At 69.8% G+C, this 16695-nt stretch carries 13 protein-coding genes and 1 pseudogene; 7 read left to right on the top strand and 7 right to left on the bottom strand.

What is annotated here, in order from left to right; genetic code table 11:
• Positions 1-38: 38 nt before the first annotated feature.
• Both NVU01S_RS25875 and NVU01S_RS45585 read right to left on the bottom strand, forming a co-directional pair.
• Complete coding sequence (locus NVU01S_RS25875; RefSeq protein ID WP_043664651.1) at positions 39-2942, bottom strand: sacsin N-terminal ATP-binding-like domain-containing protein; 2904 nt, start codon at positions 2940-2942, stop codon at positions 39-41.
• Between the two features lie 958 nt (positions 2943-3900).
• Positions 3901-4633: pseudogene (locus tag NVU01S_RS45585) on the bottom strand (DUF3027 domain-containing protein); the annotation flags it as partial.
• Positions 4634-4650: 17 nt separating this feature from the next.
• Here NVU01S_RS45585 and NVU01S_RS25865 point away from each other — a divergent pair.
• The 3 genes from NVU01S_RS25865 to NVU01S_RS25855 all read left to right on the top strand — a co-directional run bounded on the left by NVU01S_RS25865 (position 4651) and on the right by NVU01S_RS25855 (position 8047).
• On the top strand, positions 4651-5430 hold the full coding sequence (locus tag NVU01S_RS25865; protein ID WP_043664657.1) for a glutaminyl-peptide cyclotransferase: 780 nt from the start codon (positions 4651-4653) through the stop codon (positions 5428-5430).
• A 162-nt stretch (positions 5431-5592) separates the two neighbouring features.
• The gene (locus NVU01S_RS25860) at positions 5593-7470 is read left to right on the top strand and encodes an MFS transporter (protein ID WP_043664659.1); all 1878 of its coding nucleotides are present in this window, start codon (positions 5593-5595) and stop codon (positions 7468-7470) included.
• A 64-nt stretch (positions 7471-7534) separates the two neighbouring features.
• Positions 7535-8047 (top strand): DUF2771 domain-containing protein, encoded by a 513-nt coding sequence (locus NVU01S_RS25855; protein WP_043664661.1) that lies wholly within the window; start codon positions 7535-7537, stop codon positions 8045-8047.
• A 244-nt stretch (positions 8048-8291) separates the two neighbouring features.
• On the opposite strand, the gene NVU01S_RS25850 is transcribed toward NVU01S_RS25855, so the two are convergent.
• Positions 8292-8714 (bottom strand): cold-shock protein, encoded by a 423-nt coding sequence (locus tag NVU01S_RS25850; protein WP_014981543.1) that lies wholly within the window; start codon positions 8712-8714, stop codon positions 8292-8294.
• A gap of 200 nt (positions 8715-8914) precedes the next feature.
• On the opposite strand from NVU01S_RS25850, the gene NVU01S_RS25845 reads away from it, so the two are divergent.
• Positions 8915-9145 carry a hypothetical protein gene (locus tag NVU01S_RS25845; RefSeq protein ID WP_043664665.1) on the top strand — a complete coding sequence of 77 codons (231 nt, stop codon included), beginning with the start codon at positions 8915-8917 and terminating at the stop codon, positions 9143-9145.
• A gap of 405 nt (positions 9146-9550) precedes the next feature.
• Entirely contained in the window at positions 9551-10183 is a 633-nt protein-coding gene (locus NVU01S_RS25840; protein WP_043664784.1) for a resuscitation-promoting factor Rpf1 domain-containing protein, read from the top strand.
• Positions 10184-10257: 74 nt separating this feature from the next.
• On the opposite strand, the gene NVU01S_RS25835 is transcribed toward NVU01S_RS25840, so the two are convergent.
• A complete protein-coding gene (locus tag NVU01S_RS25835) occupies positions 10258-10446 on the bottom strand; it encodes a hypothetical protein (protein WP_014981540.1) in 189 nt (62 codons plus the stop codon).
• 106 nt (positions 10447-10552) lie between these two features.
• Between NVU01S_RS25835 and NVU01S_RS25830 the strand changes: the two genes are divergently transcribed.
• Positions 10553-12847: a helicase-associated domain-containing protein gene (locus tag NVU01S_RS25830; RefSeq protein ID WP_043664667.1), complete on the top strand. Its 2295-nt coding sequence runs from the start codon at positions 10553-10555 to the stop codon at positions 12845-12847.
• A gap of 9 nt (positions 12848-12856) precedes the next feature.
• Here NVU01S_RS25830 and NVU01S_RS25825 read toward each other — a convergent pair whose 3' ends face one another.
• On the bottom strand, positions 12857-13366 hold the full coding sequence (locus NVU01S_RS25825; protein WP_237748248.1) for an LppU/SCO3897 family protein: 510 nt from the start codon (positions 13364-13366) through the stop codon (positions 12857-12859).
• Between the two features lie 313 nt (positions 13367-13679).
• Here NVU01S_RS25825 and NVU01S_RS25820 point away from each other — a divergent pair, with 313 nt between their 5' ends.
• On the top strand, positions 13680-14498 hold the full coding sequence (locus NVU01S_RS25820) for a hypothetical protein (protein ID WP_043664669.1): 819 nt from the start codon (positions 13680-13682) through the stop codon (positions 14496-14498).
• A gap of 17 nt (positions 14499-14515) precedes the next feature.
• Here NVU01S_RS25820 and NVU01S_RS25815 read toward each other — a convergent pair whose 3' ends face one another.
• Both NVU01S_RS25815 and NVU01S_RS25810 read right to left on the bottom strand, forming a co-directional pair.
• On the bottom strand, positions 14516-15919 hold the full coding sequence (locus NVU01S_RS25815) for a M1 family metallopeptidase (RefSeq protein WP_043664670.1): 1404 nt from the start codon (positions 15917-15919) through the stop codon (positions 14516-14518).
• A gap of 74 nt (positions 15920-15993) precedes the next feature.
• Positions 15994-16632 carry a LysE family translocator gene (locus tag NVU01S_RS25810; protein WP_043664672.1) on the bottom strand — a complete coding sequence of 213 codons (639 nt, stop codon included), beginning with the start codon at positions 16630-16632 and terminating at the stop codon, positions 15994-15996.
• Positions 16633-16695 lie beyond the last annotated feature (63 nt).

Genomic DNA, 16695 nt, shown 5'->3' with positions numbered 1-16695 from the left:
GCGCGGAGTCGGGTGCGGGAACTCGGATCATGGGTGCACTACCGCGGCGCGCTGGCGTGCACCGTCGTGCCCTCGCGCCACCACGGGACCGTTGTCGTGCGCTCGACCGCGCCGTGCAGCCGCACGGTCAGCTCGTCGTGCAGCACCAGCTCCCCGTCCTGCGGCGGCAGCGAAAGAAGTTGGCGCAGCACAACTCCGAGCGGCTCCGCAGACCACGAGGTGCGCCGGCCGGCACTCACCACCTCGGCGGTGACCGACGCAGAGACCAACGGCAGATCGAGCAGCGCGGCCAGCGCGGGCGCGGTCTCGGCGACCCCGACCACCAAGCGGTCCGGTGGCAGCGCGAGGCCGAACCACGGCTGATCGAGTACCAGTGCGTCGGCCGGATCGATGACGGCGCCGGACAGGGCGCGCACCCGGTCGGGCAGTTCGAGGTCGGTGAGCTCGAGCCGATCCGCCGCCACCGCGGCGGCCAATCGCGCGTGCGTCCGCGAAATGACCTCGGGCGTGGGCGTATTCGCCGGATCGGCGAGCGCGTCGAGCAGGGCGGCGGCCAATTCGAGGGTGATCACCGCCGGATCGGCGAGCAAGGAGCGGATCGCGGCGGCGTCGTCCGCGAGGCCGGGGACGGCGAACGTCGGCAGCAGGCCGTCGAATTCGGTGTCCTCGGGGTGCCGGAGCAGACCGAGCGGGGTGCCCGAGATCCGGGCGTGGGTACGCAACCACCACGCGGTGTAGCCGTCGTGATCGGTGAGCAGTCGCCGGGTGCGCGGCGCGGACGCCAGCTGCCACAACGCTTCCGGCCAGGCGTCGTCGTCGATCAGGTCGAGGTCACGGACCGCGGCCAGCTCCCGCGGCTCCTGCGCCAGCGTCGACCACCAGCTGTCCTCGTCGTCCAGGTCGTGATCGGGCCCGGTCGGGTCGGACTCGACGACCAAGCTGAAATCCCAGCCGACCCGCACGGCCCGAAGGGCTTGCGCGCCATAGTGTTCCACCATGGCTGGATCGATCGTATGGAACGGCGAATCCGCCACCAGCAGTTCGTGCAGCGGTGCGTCGGGCAGCAGCAATTCGTCCGCGGGGTGCAGCACACCGTCCGCATCGGGCAATTCGAGCAAGCCCAGCCAGGTCGGCAACGCCGCGGCGTCGGCCTGTGCGGCCAGGCGCAGCACAGCGTCGACCGTATCCGGATCGTCCGGGTGCTCCTCGAGTTCGGCGCGCAGGTCCGGCTCGCGCAGCAGATCCTCGACGGTGGCCGAACGGGCACCCAGCCGGGCCAGCAGCGGATGCGCGGCTTCCGGATGCACCAACCTGGCCCAGTGCACCGGGATAGCGACCTCGAGCTGATCATCGAGCACCGTCGTGCGCGGTCCGGTGACCAGGCGTCCGTCGGCCAGCGGCACGGCGAGTGCGCCCAGTTCCTCGGCGGCCAGCGGGTCGGCCACGAACTGCTCCAGCGCCTCGTACAGCGCGTACCACCACTGCGGCGCCCGCTCCAGCCCGCTGGACAATTCCGCCAGTCGAGCCAAACCGACCCGATGCACGTCGAGCACACCCAGCGCCTCGGCCTGCCCCTGCCCCGACAACTCGGGAATCACCAAGGGGCCGATCACCTCCCCGAGCAGCGCCGCCAATTCCCCGGTGAGCCCGGTGAACACACTCGCCCGCGTAGGTACCGCGACATCCGAGGTGGCCGCCCTGGGCAGGTCGAAAAACGCTGATTCGTCCGGAGTTTCAGTGTCCGGGTGTTCCGCGGCGGCGGGGCCCGAGGTGTCCTGCGGTAAGGGGTCGAACGAGACGGCGGCGTCCTCAGTGCGCGTGGGGAGCACGGGGAGCCAGGGGCTGGTTCGGAGTTCGCCGATCACCGCTTCACGGAGGAGGGCGTCGGCTTCGCTGCGGGCGAAGGCGGGACTGGGGACGAGCACCAGTCGGTCGCGAGGAGGCAGTGCGCGGGCGAAATCGGCATAACCGGAGGCCAATTCGGCGAGGCGGGCGCCGGGCAGCAGACGACGGCGATCCGGCTGCATCGGGATGTCCGCGATCAGCAGCGCGGGCAACGACAGCTCCTCGTCGGAGCGGGTCGGGGCGCGCAGCACATCAGGGGCGACGGCGACCGGCCTGCCGTTGCGGATCGGCAGCAGCCAGCGGGCGCGCGGCGTGCGGTAGGACCACCAGATCCGGCTTTCGTCAGCCGGGCCGTCGACGCGGACCTCGTGCAGTCCGTCACCGAGATCGGCAGTGCGGCTGACGAATTCCGCGGCTTCGACGGCAATGCTCTGCAGCGCAGGCAATTCCAGCAGTAGATCGACCGCTTCGGCATGCATCGCCGTGAGCAGTGCGGCGGCGTCGATCTCTGGGCGCAGCGCGAGCACCACCTCGGTGTCGAAACCGTCGGCCGGTTGCGCCTCGCTCGGCCAAGCCAGCCGCAAGGCGGGCGGGGCCAGCGCTTCCGCGCCGGGTTCGCCCTGCGCCAGTTGGTCTGCGGTACCGGCGAGTTCGTCGGACCGCAATGCGTCGCGGGTGTGCGCGCGGGAGAACAGGAGCGAGCCCGTGGTGGAGCGCAGTTCGATCTCGTCGCTCACCGCGAGCACCGCCGTGAAGCCCACGCCGAAGCGTCCGACAGCCGCCGCATCGGACTTCCCGGACGCACGCAGCGCGGTGAGCGCGTGCACACCCGAAACATCCAGCGGCGCACCGGTATTCGCGACGTGCAGCGCAGAACCGTCGAGCCACACCCGCAACCGGCCGGGCACGCCCGCCTTGGCCGCGGCGTCCGCGGCGTTCTGCGCCAACTCGGTCAGCAGCCGGTCGCGATAACCGGCGCGCACCAGATCCGCTTCGGTCGCCGCGTCCTCGCGCAGCCGGGTCGGCGAATCACGCCATGCGGCAAGCACCCCCGCCCGCAACGCGGCAGTACCGAACGGATCGGCCGCCCCGCTCACCCCTGTCGCGATGACTCGTCCGCCCCACCCTCGGCCGCGTCACCCCGCTGCTCAGCATCCGACCCGTGCGCCTCGAAACCAGCGCCGGCGCAACGACCTTCATCGCCAACCTGCTGCGCGCCCGAAGCGGCGGCACCACTCTCGGCAGCCGCGCCATCCGCCGCGGCGGAAGCGTCGGCCAATGGCTGCGTCTCGCCCACGGGCGCGAGCGGATCCGTGGCCTCCGGTGACACCTCGCGAGCCGAGTCGGCCGCACCGGCCGAAACGATCTCCGCACCGGAGGATTCGGCGTACGCACGCGCCGACTCGGACGCCACCGCTGCGGCGGTGTCGTCCGCGGCGACTGCTGCCACGACATCCGCCGTGGGCTGCGCGGCAACGGTGTCAGACGGCGCGGCGCCCTCGACACCCGATGTGGTCGGCTCATGGGCAGCCGGCGGCGCCTCGACCTCGGCCTGCTGCGTGGCAGGCGATTCCGATCCACCAACCGAAACAACGTCCGCACCAGCGGTTTCCACATCGCCGCGCGGCGAGGCCACGGGCACCTCGACGGTCGGTTCGCCGTTCGCGACTGGCGCGGCACCGGGCTCGGTGTCCGGGGTTCCCGGCGCGACGTCGGAGATCGTCGCTTCCCCAGCCGAATCGCCCTCGCCGCCAGCCGCCGCTGCGGTCGCGTCAGCCGAGGCCGTGCCGCTTTCGCCGGCCGCAGTATCGACGTCCGACGGTTCGCCAGGAGCCGTCGTCGGAGCCGCGGATTCGGCGGCTGCGCGCGGCGGCACCGCAGCGACCTCGACGGTCGGCCCGGCAGTTGGGTCAGCCGATTCGTGCGCGTCGGCGGCGACTCCGGCCGTCGCGGACGAGTCGTCCGTCCCGGCAGCACTTTCCGCCGATTTCGCGGGTGCGGCGTCGGTTGGTGCTTCGTCCACCGGCGTTTGCACGCGCAGGTCCGCGGTCGGGATCAGTTCGACTGCGGCGTCGTCGTAGGCCTCGTAGAGGGGGGAGCCGCCGCCGGTGGGAGCGACGGTGTCGGAGTGGGCGCCGCAACCGTAGGCGGCGTGCACGACCCGGCCGTCGGCACCCATCGCGTTGCCGCAGACGCCGAAGGCGGCGCGCAGGGAACCGGCGAGCGGGAGGTAGAAACCGCACAGGCCGCAGGTCGAGGGGGCGGCTTTGGCCATCTCGGTGTCGGGGCCGTATTCGGCGTGCCAGCGTTCGGCGGCGTCCGCGCGGCCTTCGAGGCTCATCACCTGGGTGCGGCCGAGGCCGATCTCGAGGGCGACCTCGTCGACGACCGGGTCACCGTTGGCGACGTAACCGGGCACCAGGCGGGGGTCGTTCGGCGGCGGGGCCAGCAGGTCGCCCGGGGCCAGGTCGCCGGGCCGGATCCGCTGATCCCACGGCACGAAGTCGGGCGCGACCAGCGCGTCCGGGCCGGGCAGCAGTGCCGACTCGCTGACCGTCGCGTACTCGGCCGCCGGCGGTGCGGCCACCACGACCGCCCACTGCCAGCCGCGATAGCCGGGCAGGGTGGCTTCGAAGCGATGGGTCGCCGCGCTCTCGTCCTCGGCAGCCACGCCGAGATGCGCCCCGACGCCGGCTGGTTCCAACTCCAGGAGCGCACGGCGGGCCAGATCGACGGCGTCGGCCAGAATCGGCCGGACGCCGGACTCAGAAACAGAAACTGCGCTCACCGCCTACATTTTGCCGTATGAAACGCAATCGGCGTTCGTTGGCTGTCGCTCTGCTGGTCGGTCTGGTCATCTTCAGTGGCTGTGGCGCCGCGCAGGAGGCCGCACCCGAGCTGAAGATCGAGGTCGTCGCCGTCAGACCGCATGACCCGACCGCCTTCACCCAGGGCCTCGAGATCGACGGCAACGTGCTCTACGAAGGCACCGGACTCTCGGGCGCGTCGAGCGTGCGCGCGACGGACGTGCGCACCGGCGAGCAACTGGCCAGGACCGACCTCCCCGCGCCCTTCTTCGGCGAGGGCCTCACCGTCGCCGGGGACACGCTGTGGCAGCTGACCTGGCAGGAGCACACGGCTTTCGCGAGGGATCCGGTCACCTTGGCCGAGCGTGCCCGAGTGCCGTACGAAGGCGAGGGCTGGGGGCTGTGCACCAGGAACGGCCGGCTCGTGATGAGCGACGGCACCGACACGCTGACCTTCCGTGATCCGGTCACCTTCGCGCCGACCGGCTCGATCCGGCTGACCAGCCACCAGAGCGCCCGGCTCAACGAGCTCGATTGCGCCGAGGACGGTTCGGTCTACGCCAACAATTGGCCGACCGACACCATCCTGCGCATCGATCCCGACTCCGGCGAGGTGCTCGCGCGCATCGATGCGAGCGCGCTGTATCCGGCCGCCGCCCGAGTGCTCACCGGCAGCGACGCGCTGAACGGGATCGCCCAGCTGCCCGGCACCGACCGATTCCTGCTCGCGGGCAAGAAGTGGCCGAGCATGTTCGAGGTCCGCTTCGTGCCCGCCTGAGTCCGGCGACGCGACGAGTTCACCACGATTTCGGTTGTGCTTCGCCGGATCGGGCAGCCTGCGGGTATGCATCGTCGTCCGCGACGCGACAAACGTCACCTTCCGCCGACACCTTCGAGCGCGAGTGAACGCCCAGCAGCGAAGTACGACAGAATTGAAGACGTGACTACTCCCCGCGAACCTTCCGGTCCCGACCGTGATCGGTGGGACGGTGGGGAGTATCCGCCGATCGAACGGCATCCCGGTTTCGACCGGTATCCGCCGCCGAACTCGCCGACGCGCCGTGGTCCGTTACCGCCGTTGGATCCCGATCGGCTCGGCGGGTCGCAGGCCGAGACCCGGCGGCATCCGGCCGCGGCGGCAGGGCTACCGGGGCGGCAGGATCCGCCGGGCCGGACACCGCGCCGCGTCTTCCCGAATCGCCCGCAACCGCCGCACGGACCCGAGCCGGAACTCGCCGCGCCGCCACCACCGACGAAACCGCTACCCGAACAACCGGCGGCCGCCGAGGGCGGTGCCGAACCCACCGAGCCCGGTCCGCAACGGGTGCCGCGCAAGCTGACGGTCACCCGGGTCGCCGCGATGCGCGGCCGCGAACTCACCGAGAAGGGCATCGCCACCTTCCAGCGCGCAGCGAAGGCCGACGGCGCCGACAAGTCCGGCCTGACCGCGCTCACTTATGCGACGATGGCCAACTTCGCCCTCGACGCGGCGGTCGCGGTCGCCCTCGCCAACACCCTGTTCTTCGCCAGCGCGACCGCCGAGAGCAAGACGAAAGTCGCGCTGTACCTGCTGATCACGATCGCGCCGTTCGCGGTGATCGCGCCGCTGATCGGGCCGATGCTCGACCGGCTGCAGCACGGTCGACGGGTGGCGCTGGCCACCTCGTTCGCGTTGCGCGCCGTCGTCGCGGTGGTGCTGGTGCTCGAATTCGACAGCTGGGCACTGTATCCGCTCGCCCTGTGCATGATGGTCGGCAGTAAATCGTTCTCGGTGCTCAAGAGCGCGGTGACGCCGCGCGTGCTACCGCCCGATATCGACTTGGTGCGCACCAACTCCCGGCTCACCGTGTTCGGTTTGGTCGGCGGCACGATCGGTGCGGGTGCGATCGCGGGCATTGCCGCGATGGCCGCCGGGTCCAACGGCGCGTTGATCTTCGCCACGCTGATCGCCTGTGCCGGAACCTATCTGAGCCTGCGCATCCCGTCCTGGGTGGAGGTCACCGAGGGCGAAGTGCCCGCGACGCTGAGCTATCACGGCCCCGACGCGCACACCGAAGTGCTCTCGGCGGACAAGGAATCCGCGGTGCCGCCGCGCAAACGCAGGCAGCCGCTGGGCCGTTCGGTGGTGACCGGTCTGTGGGGCAACAGCGCCATCCGCGTGCTGACCGGGTTCCTCACCTTCTACATCGCCTTCGTCGCCAAGGCCACCGAGCACCGGCCGGTGCAGCAGGCCGCGATGCTGGGCGTGGTCGGCGCCGCCGCCGCGATCGGCAACTTCGCGGGCAATGCCACCGGCGCCCGGATCAAGCTGGGCCGGCCGTCGCTGATCGTGCTCGGCTGCACGGCGGCTTGCGCCCTCGTCGCGCTGTTCGCGACGTTCACCAACAACCTGCTGGGCGCGGCGCTGGCCACCCTGGTCGCGGCGGGCACGAGTGCGCTGGCGAAGGTGTCGCTGGACGCGCTGATCCAGGACGATCTGCCGCCGGAGTCGATCGCGTCCGGCTTCGGCCGGTCCGAAACCGTGTTGCAGCTCAGCTGGGTGGTCGGCGGCGCGGCCGGCGTGCTGCTGCCGACGGACTACTGGAAGGGCTTCGCGGTGATCACCGCGGTGCTCGTGGTCGGGTTGGTGCAGACCTTCGTCAGCTACCGTGGCCATTCGCTGCTGCCCGGTCTCGGCGGAAATCGTCCGCAACACGCGGAACAGGAAGTTCCCGCGACCAGGCCGATGCCACAGACTTCGAACGCGTACCGCAAGCCGGGGACCGCCGGGGGCGAGACGACACATATCCAACGAGGGATAGGAGATCCCAGCCAGTGAGCGAGCGAACCTTCGAGCCGGCGGCTGTGCCGACGGCCGGCCCGCGCCGCGGCGAGGCAGCGGCGTGAAGCGGCTCAACACGCGCACCGTCGTGGCTTTGCTCGTCGCCGGACTGCTCGTCGTCACCGTCGCCTTCGTCGGCGTGCTCGTCGTGCTGGTCCGCAACGCGGACGAGAAGGACCCGGTGATCACCGCCTACGCGCACGGCAAGACCGTCACCGTCGAGCCGTACGTGTATTGCTCGGTGCAGATGGCGGATTGCCGCTACGGCGAGACCGTGCAGCTCGCGGTGCCACCGAACTACCCGCTGCAACTCTCGCTGCCGAAGAAGATCGCCGAAGCACCGTGGCTGGCCCAGGTCGTCTACGCACTGCCCAACGGAGAACGGGTCGATCGCGTGATCAGCCACACCAACTACCCGCAGGGCGCCATGGCCGTCACCATCGAGTCCCGCCCCGAACCGGACCTGCGCCTCGTCGGCCTAGAACTGCAACTGCCGATCCTGGCCAAGGACAAGGACACCGGCAAGGAGTTCTACCTCCCCCACGCCGCCTGGTCCATCAGCACGGCCCCATAGCGACCGACCAAAGGCAGCAGCGCCGCACCACTGATCGCCGCCAGCACCACCACGAAGCGAGTATTGCGAGCGACCGCCCACTCACCACCGAACGGAACCACAACGGAGCGAGCCTTACGAGCGACCGTTCGCGGCCGTCGCGTATCTCAGCTGTCGAAGCGCATGCGCCGAAGGCGCGAGTCTCGACAGCTGAGATACGCGACCAAGGGGCCGCGAACCACGCCGCGGCCACGCGGCCAATATTTCAGTGGTCGAGTTCGCGCGCGACGGCGCGGACTACCTCTGAGATGCGTTGCGCGGTCTTGCGATCGGGGTAGCGGCCCTTGCGCAGGTCCGGCTGTACCGTCGCCTCGAGCAGGGTGATCATGTCCTCGACCATGCCGTGCAGTTCGTCCGGGGTGTGCCGGCGCGCGACGGGCTCTTTGCGGGCGCGTTCACGCTCTTGGCCTTGCCGGACCGAGGGCGGCGCCTCGAGCAGCTTCAGGCTCAGCGCCTGCGGGCCACGACGGCCTGCGGCCATGCCGAACTCGACGCGCTGCCCGGGCTTCAGTCCTTCGACGCCATCGGGCAGCGCGGACGACCGGACGTAGACGTCCTCCCCCTCGTCCTGGGAAAGGAAGCCGAAGCCCTTTTCGACGTCGTACCACTTCACCCTGCCGGTCGGCACTGCGCTCACCCGTTCATCATCGAAAACTCGGACCCCGACGGCCCGAGCACACTGGTCCACGGAACCCGCTGTGGCACAGCGCCACGAGCAGGTTCTTTCTCTTTGCGAAAAGAACGCGCCCTGCAGGGATGCGGGACGCGAGTGCCTACGAGTCTACCCCGGTGGGAATAACGCAAGCACATCAGTTTTACGGTCGTGCGGTGACGAACCCTTCCGCTCCGCCCCCGCCACGCAAGCCGGGTGACTGGTTGCTACAGGTCGCGCTGAGCCTGTTCGCGCTGGGATTGCTGGCGATCTTCGCGATCTTCCTGATCCCGGTGTTCTCCGATGCGACGCCGGGGCTGTGGCTCTACTTCGGCGCGATGCTCGTACCGCTGGGCCTGCTGGTCGCGGTGGTCTACGCGTTGCGCGCCGGCCGGCGCTCACGCTGACCCAACCGCGGCCGACCGCCGAGGTACGAACCGGTTACCCGAGCCTTTCGTTACCGAATCCCGGTTGTGATCCTCGTCACATAACGGGGAGGTCACGGACCGGTGACGGCCCGACACTGGCCGGACGGCACTGCTTCTAGCTGCAGAGAAGGACTTTCGCCCGCTCTGATACCGCACCGAGACCCGCTCGTACACGCCGGTTACCAAATGGTGATTTTTCTCCGGGATCGACGTACGGTCTTATCCAGCCGGGACGACCGGCTACCACCGGCCCGCCGCACCGAACCTCGCCCCGCGGGTACCGGACCCCCGACGGAAACGTAGGGGCGAGGGCGGGCATGACGACCTCTCAGTCCAGCCCGATCGATGACCTCGCAGGTGCGCCGAGAGGAAGACGAACCCGATATGAGTGGACGCCATCGCAAGCCAAGCTCGACCGGTCGCACGGTAGCCAAGGTCGCCGTGACCGGCGCGATCATGGGCACCGCAGGTGTGGCCCTCGCAGGCAACGCCAGCGCGGCACCCGACTCCGACTGGGATCGCCTCGCACAGTGTGAGGCCGGCGGTAACTGGGGCATCAACAACGGCAACGGTTTCCAAGGCGGACTTCAGTTCTCGCCCAGCACCTGGAAGGCCCACGGCGGCGGCGAGTACGCGGCCAGCGCCAACCAGGCCACCCGGGAACAGCAGATCGCGGTCGCCGAGAAGGTGCTCGCCTCGCAGGGTTGGGGTGCCTGGCCCAGCTGCTCGGCCAACCTCGGCCTCAGCAGCGCGCCCACGCCGCGCTCCGCGCCCACCACCAGCGAAACCCCGCGCTGGAACCCCGAGCCCGCGCCGCAGGCCGCTCAGGCCGCGCCGGACAGCACTCAGGAAGTCTTCAACGCGGTCGACCGCGCCCTCGCGGTCGTGCAGGGCCAGGGCATCCAGGTGCCCAAGGAAGCCTTCGACTTCTTCAACGCCGCCAAAGCCAGTGGCACCAAGCTCGACCCGAACATCGTGAACTTCTACGAGGCCAACAAGGGACTGCTTCCCTCCTGAGGCACTCATGAAGAAGGGCCCCACATCCTCGGATGGGGGCCCTTCTTCGTATCTGCGGACTTTCCGTCCGGAGATCAGCGGTTGATCACCGTGTTCGGGTGCATGTAAGGCAGCTGATCCGCCGGGACCGGAAACTCGGTGTCCTCACCGTACGGCGAGAGCCCACCGGAACGGGTCGACGAAAGTTCGGTGACCGCATGGTCACCGTCGGCGACCTTGGGCCAACCGTTGTCGACATACGGTTTCTTCGATTTGTTCACCACCGCCCTATGCTATCCCGCCTCTCCGCGACTTCAGGCCTGGCCTAGGTGCCGATGCGCAGTGACTCCGCACCGGCGCACGATTCGCCTAAGCCGTACGCTGGATCGGATGACGTCGACCTCCCTTGCCGGATGGCTCGGTGCACGTAGTGATGCCCAATTGGTGACGCTGCTCGAACTCCGGCCCGATCTGGCCGTGCCGCTGCCGTCCTCGATGGCGGTGCTCGCCGCGCGCGCCGAGCAGCGGGCCTCGGTGCTGCGCGCCACCGACGACCTGGACACTCTCGATTTCGCGATCCTGGAAACCCTTGCCGTGCACGGCGTGACGCGTACCGAGAGCAACGGCGCGCCGCTGCGGCGCGCCGAGTTGCACGTGCAGCTGAACGAACGCGTGAGCGCCGCGGCGATCGACGCGGCGCTCACCCGATTGACCGATCGGGCGCTGGTCTGGCTCGTCGAGGACGAGCTGCATCTGGTCACCGCGGCCGTCGAGGCGCTGCCGTGGCCGATCGGCAGCACCACCGAGATCCCCGACGCTCTCACCGAACCCGAGGTGCGCGCGGCGCTGCCCGAGCTCCCCGCCGCCGCCAGGGCACTGCTGGACAAGCTGGCCACCACCGGCCCGCGGGGGCGCACGAAGGATGCCGCACCGGGCACCCCGGCGGACCGGCCGATCCAGCAGCTACTCGCCCGCAGACTGGTGCACCGCATCGATGACGAGACGGTGGAATTGCCGGTCACGGTCGGCCAGGTGCTGCGCAACGAACCCGTGACGCACCCGCACGCGTTGACCCCGCCCAAGCCGAAAGCCAAGAAGCACACCTCCGCCGAGGTGAACGCGGTGGCCGCGGGTGAGGTGGGCGAGCTGCTGCGGCACTGCGCCGCGATCATCGACGCGCTCGGGCAGGCGCCCGCGCCCGCCTTGCGCGCGGGCGGACTCGGCGTGCGCGAATTGCGCCGCGTCGCCAAGCAGACCGGGATCGACGAGCCACGCGCCGGTTTGCTGGTCGAACTGCTGGCCGCCGCGAAACTGATCGAAAAGGGTTTGCCGGACCCGCCGCCGGAGCTCGATTCGACCGACGATTTCTGGGCGCCGACCCCCGCTGTGGAGGCGTGGCTGGAGGCTCCACTCGCCCGGCGCTGGGCGGCGCTGGCCGTCGCGTGGCTCGAATTGGATCGGATGCCATGGATGATCGGCATGCGCGACGCCAACGACAAACCGCTCGCGGCGCTCGCGCTGGAGCTGCGGAACCCGCACGCGCCGCGCGACCGCCACGCCATCCTCGGTCTGCTCTCCGAGTATCCGTCCGGCAGTGCCCTCACGCCCGCCGACATCGGCCGGGTGCTCGCGTGGCGGCAACCGCGCTGGCGCAGGCACTTCCGGCTCGAGGCAGTCGAGCACACGCTCGCCGAGGCGGCCGCGCTCGGCTTCGTCGGGCGCGACGCGCTCGGCTCCGCGGCGCGGGCGCTGCTGCACGGCGAAGCGAGCAGCGCGGCCGACGCCGAGGCGGAGATGGAGGCGGCGCTGCCCGCCCCGGTCGACCATGTGCTGGTCCAGGCCGATCTCACGGTGATCGCGCCCGGCCCGCTGACCGCCGAGCTACAGCATCGGGTCGCGCTGGTCGCCGATGTCGAATCCGCTGGCGCGGCAACGGTTTACCGGATCAGCGAGACCTCGGTTCGGCGGGCGCTCGACGCCGGGCTGACCGCGGCGGAGCTGCACGCGCTGTTCACCAAGCACTCGCGGACGCCGATTCCGCAGGCGCTCACCTACCTGATCGACGATGTGGCACGGCGGCACGGACAGCTGCGGGCCGGTATGGCGCAGTCGTTCCTGCGCAGCGACGACCCGGCCCTGCTGGCCCAGGTGCTGGCCGCACCGGTGGCGGGCACACTGGCGCTGCGCGCGATCGCGCCGACGGTCGCCATCGCGCAGGCGCCGCTCGGCGAGGTGCTCGAGCAGCTGCGGGCGGCCGGTTTCGCACCGGCGGGCGAGGATTCGGCGGGCGTCATCGTGGATCTGCGGCAGCGGGGCGCGCGGATTTCCATCCGGCCCAATGCCCGGCAGCCGTGGCGGCCGACGCCGCCGAGCACCGAACAGCTCGAGCTGCTCGTCACCGAACTGCGGGCGGCCGAACGCGCCACCAGTGCCCGCTCGGCGCAAGCGGTCCGCACGGACGGCACCAGGACAAATACGGCCGCGACGCTGGCGCTGCTGCAATTGGCGGCGCGGGTGCGCCGGCCGGTCAATATCGGCTACGTGGACGCGCAGGGCGTCGCGACCCAGCGCGTGGTGGAACCGCTCAAGGTGGGCAACGGCCAGCTGGACGCGCTGGACCCGGTGACGGGAGCGATCCGGCACTTCACGTTGCACCGGATCGCATCCGTCGCCCTCATCGAATGATCGAAGGGATCAGGCCTGCGGCTTGGCCAGGCAGAAGGTGATCTTCGGCGCCTCGGAGATGAGCCGGAAGCTGGTGGCGTCCGCGCCGCACAGCAGTTCGTCGGCCTCGCCGTCGATCCGCTTCACCACCTTGAACGTCGCCTCGCTGGACGTGCAGGCCACGTGCTTGTAGCCGGTGGTCGTGCTCTCGTTGTAGCAGGCGTCCTGCTTGAAGTTGGGCGCGAGGCACAGGAAAGCGGTGGTGCCGCCGCCCAGGGTCTCCTCGTAGGAGGTGTAGTCGGTCGCGCACTCGACCTTCTTGTCGTTGGACTGCGCGACCTTGTACACGGCCTTCTCCGACGAGCAGTCGATCGGCTCGGTCTTGGCGTCGGTGGACGATCCCGTGATGACGTTGATGCAGTCGCCGACCTTGGCCTTGGCCGTGTCGGACTTGCTCGCGTCCTTGGCCGCGGAACAGCCGACCACCGTGACCACCACCGCGGCCACCGCTACGAGGGCGAGCACCACACGCGCCAGCAACCTCGCTCCTGGAAACTTCACCTGAAAACCTCTCTCACCGAACACATTCACGCCGGTCGCGAACGCGGTGAGAATACCCGGACGCGCGACACGCCCGCATCAACTCCAGGGTTGATACCCCGCCTCGGCTCACCAGATGGTGCCCCACATGCCGAGCAGCGAGTAGCCGAGGATGCTCGGGAGCAGACGGCCGAGCAACTGGAGTCCAAAGTAATTCACTAGCAATGCCTTTCGCGCATGACCACAACGTGGACACTCGTCCGATACGTGGTCTCTGTCGGTTCCTGCGAGCAAGTCGTTACGCTTGGTCAGTATGACCCTGGACGACATCGCCGTCGACCTGTACGGGCTCGCGCCGAACGAGTTCGTGCCGGCGCGCACCGCCCAGGTCAAGGCCGCCAAGGACGCGGGCGACAAGGAACTCGCGGCCGCGATCGGCAAGTTGCGCAAACCGACGGTCACCGCGTGGACGGCGAACCTGCTGGCCCGTGCGGCGCCGGACGAGGTCGAAGCGCTGTTGCAACTGGGGGCGGCGTTGCGCACCGCCCAGCAGCGGCTCTCCGGCGACGAACTGCGCACCCTCACCGGACAGCGCCAGCAGGCGGTCAACGCGCTGGCGAAGAAGGCGGGCGCGCTCGCGGCCGAGCAGGGACACCCGGTGAGCGAGAACGTGCTGCGCGAGATCGGGCAGACCCTGACCGCGGCACTGGCCGACCCGGAGGTCGCCGACCTGGTACGCACCGGCACCTTGGCCACCGCACAGACCTACTCGGGCTTCGGCCCGGCCGGACCCGGTCTGGTGGCGCTCGACGATCCTCCGGCCGCACCGCCGCAGGACACCGCAGCCGACGACGACGCACGCCGCGAGCTGGACGACGCACTGGAAGCGCTCGAGTCCGCCCGCGCGGCAAAGGATTCCGCGACCGCCGAGGCCGAGCAGGCGACGAATCGACTGGGCGAGATCGACTCCCGGATCGCCGAGCTGAAGGACGCGCTCGCGCACGCCGAGCAGGAGCGTCAGTTCGGCCGCACCGCCGAGCGTGCGGCGCAGGACGAATTACGTTCGGCCCAGCGACAACTCGACCGGGTCGAGCGGTGGGTGGCACGGGCCCGCGAGCGCGTCGCGGATTGACGACAGCGGTGCGCGGCTCAGCCGCGCAGGCTGCCCGGGTAGAGATACTCGGCCGGCGGCGGCGCGGCCTGATCGAGCCAGGCGTCGAAGAAGCCGGTGAGATCCGTCGGCGATTTGGACTGTACGAACTTGCGGAACTCCGGCATCGACGCGTTACCGTAGGCGTGGTTCGTGTTGAATTCCCTTACCGCGCCGAAGAACACGGCGTCGCCGAGTTGCCTGCGCAGCGCGTGCAGGAACAGCGGGCCGCGGTAGTAGACCGAGGTGAATTCGTTTCCGGCGCCCGGGTTCGCCAGCGGGATCTGCCAGAACTCGCTGTTGTCCAGGTACTGCTGCAGCGTCTGGCGATACTCCGCGTCGACGTCCTTGCCTTCCTTCTGCTCCGGCCACAGGTAGTCGGCGGTGTAGCTGGCGAAGCATTCGTTCAGGCAGATATCGGACCACTGGCGCACCGACACCGAATCGCCCCACCACTGGTGCGCGATCTCGTGCACCACGGTCGGCAGGTCGGTCCACGGCGCGTAGATCGGCCGGGTCTGGGTCTCCAGCGAGAACATGATGTCGGCGTCCACGTAGATGCCGCCCGAGGTCTCGAACGGGTAAGGGCCGTACAGGCTTTCGATGAAGTCGAGGATTTCCGGCAGCCGCTGCTCGGTCTCCCGGTTGCGTTCGGCCTCCGGGGCGAAGGCGCTGATCAGCGGCGTGCCGTTGGCGCGGCGCTGCTCCAGGAAGCTGAACTTGTCGATCGCGACCGTGGTCAGGTAGCCGACCACCGGTTGGTTCACCGCCCAGCCGACCGTGCGCCGGTCGCCCTGCACCGCGTCCTGCGTGCGCAGACCGTTGGAGACCACCTCCCACTCCGCCGGGACCGTCGCGTGCAGCGCGAAAGTCGCCTTGTCCAGCGGCGTGTCGTTGAGCGGATACCAGGTCGAGGCGGAATGCGGCTCGCCCGCGGCGAAGGCGCCGCCACTCGGCGCGTAGGTCCAGCCGTCGCCCTCGGTGTTCTCGGCGGTGCCCGCGTAGTCCACGGTCACGGTGAACGGCAGGCCGGGCAGCAGCGGCAGCATCGGGGTCACGGTGAGTTCGTGCTCGCCGTTGCGGGCGAACGACGCGGGCAGGTTGTTCACCGAGACCATCCGCACGGCAGGACCCGCGAAATCCAGGTTGAACATGCGCAACGCCTGGGTGGCAACGGCATCGATCCGGGTGGACCCGGTGAGCTGATGGCTCGGCGGGTCGTACTCGATGGTGACGTCGTAGTGGCGGGCGTCGTAGCCGCCGTTGCCGTCCAGCGGGTAATACGGGTCCCCGAGCCCCGGCGCACCGACCGTCGGATCGGGCGGCGGGTCGGCCGCGGCGGGCACCGACACGGTGACGAGCGCTCCGGCGACCGCGGCACATACCAAGCCGGCGAACCTCATTCGCACACCACCCCTTTTTCCGCCGCCGGGCATTTCGGTACGGGCGTACCGAGCCTCGGTGGATGGTAGTCGGTTCAGTCGGCGCTGCCGGTCAGTGCCACCGACGCGCCGAGGCCGACGATCATCATCCCGCCTGCACCGCCGACCGCTTCCAACCTACGCGGCGAGCGCGCGAACCACGACCGTGCCGAGGCTGCCAGCAGCGCCCACGCGCTGTCGCACACCACTGCGATGGCCAGGAACAGCGACCCGAGAATCAGGAACTGCAGTTGCAGCGAGCCGGCCGCCGGATCGGCGAAGTGCGGCAGGATCGCCGCGAAGAACACGATCGCCTTCGGATTGGTGAGCCCCACGATCACGCTCTGCCGCAGCACCTTCGTGGTGGGCACGACCGCAACCTCGGCGCCCAGCGCGGCGCGCAGCGACTTGCGCTCCCGGATCGCCTGGATGCCGATATAGATCAGATACAGCGCGCCGGCGAACTTGACCACCGCGAGCGCCAACGCCGACGCCATGAGCAGGGTGCCGAGCCCCACCGCGACCAGGAGCAGCACGAAGAAGACGCCGAGGCAGTGCCCGGCCACCGAGAGCAGCGCCGCGCGCCGACCGAGAGTCAGCGCCCGCCCGATGGTGAACAGCACCCCGGGACCGGGCACGATGATGAGGACGACCGCCGCGGCCAGAAACGCCAGCAGGTTGGACAGGGGAACCATCTTCGGAGTCTATGCGCAGTGGCAACCCGAATTAAGGGAGATCACAACCGGACTCGTCGCCGG

This window comes from Nocardia vulneris, assembly GCF_001613425.1.
Lineage (GTDB): Bacteria > Actinomycetota > Actinomycetes > Mycobacteriales > Mycobacteriaceae > Nocardia > Nocardia vulneris.
The sequence above is the reverse complement of the archived record's forward strand: the minus strand, read 5'-3'. Positions and strand labels throughout refer to the sequence as shown.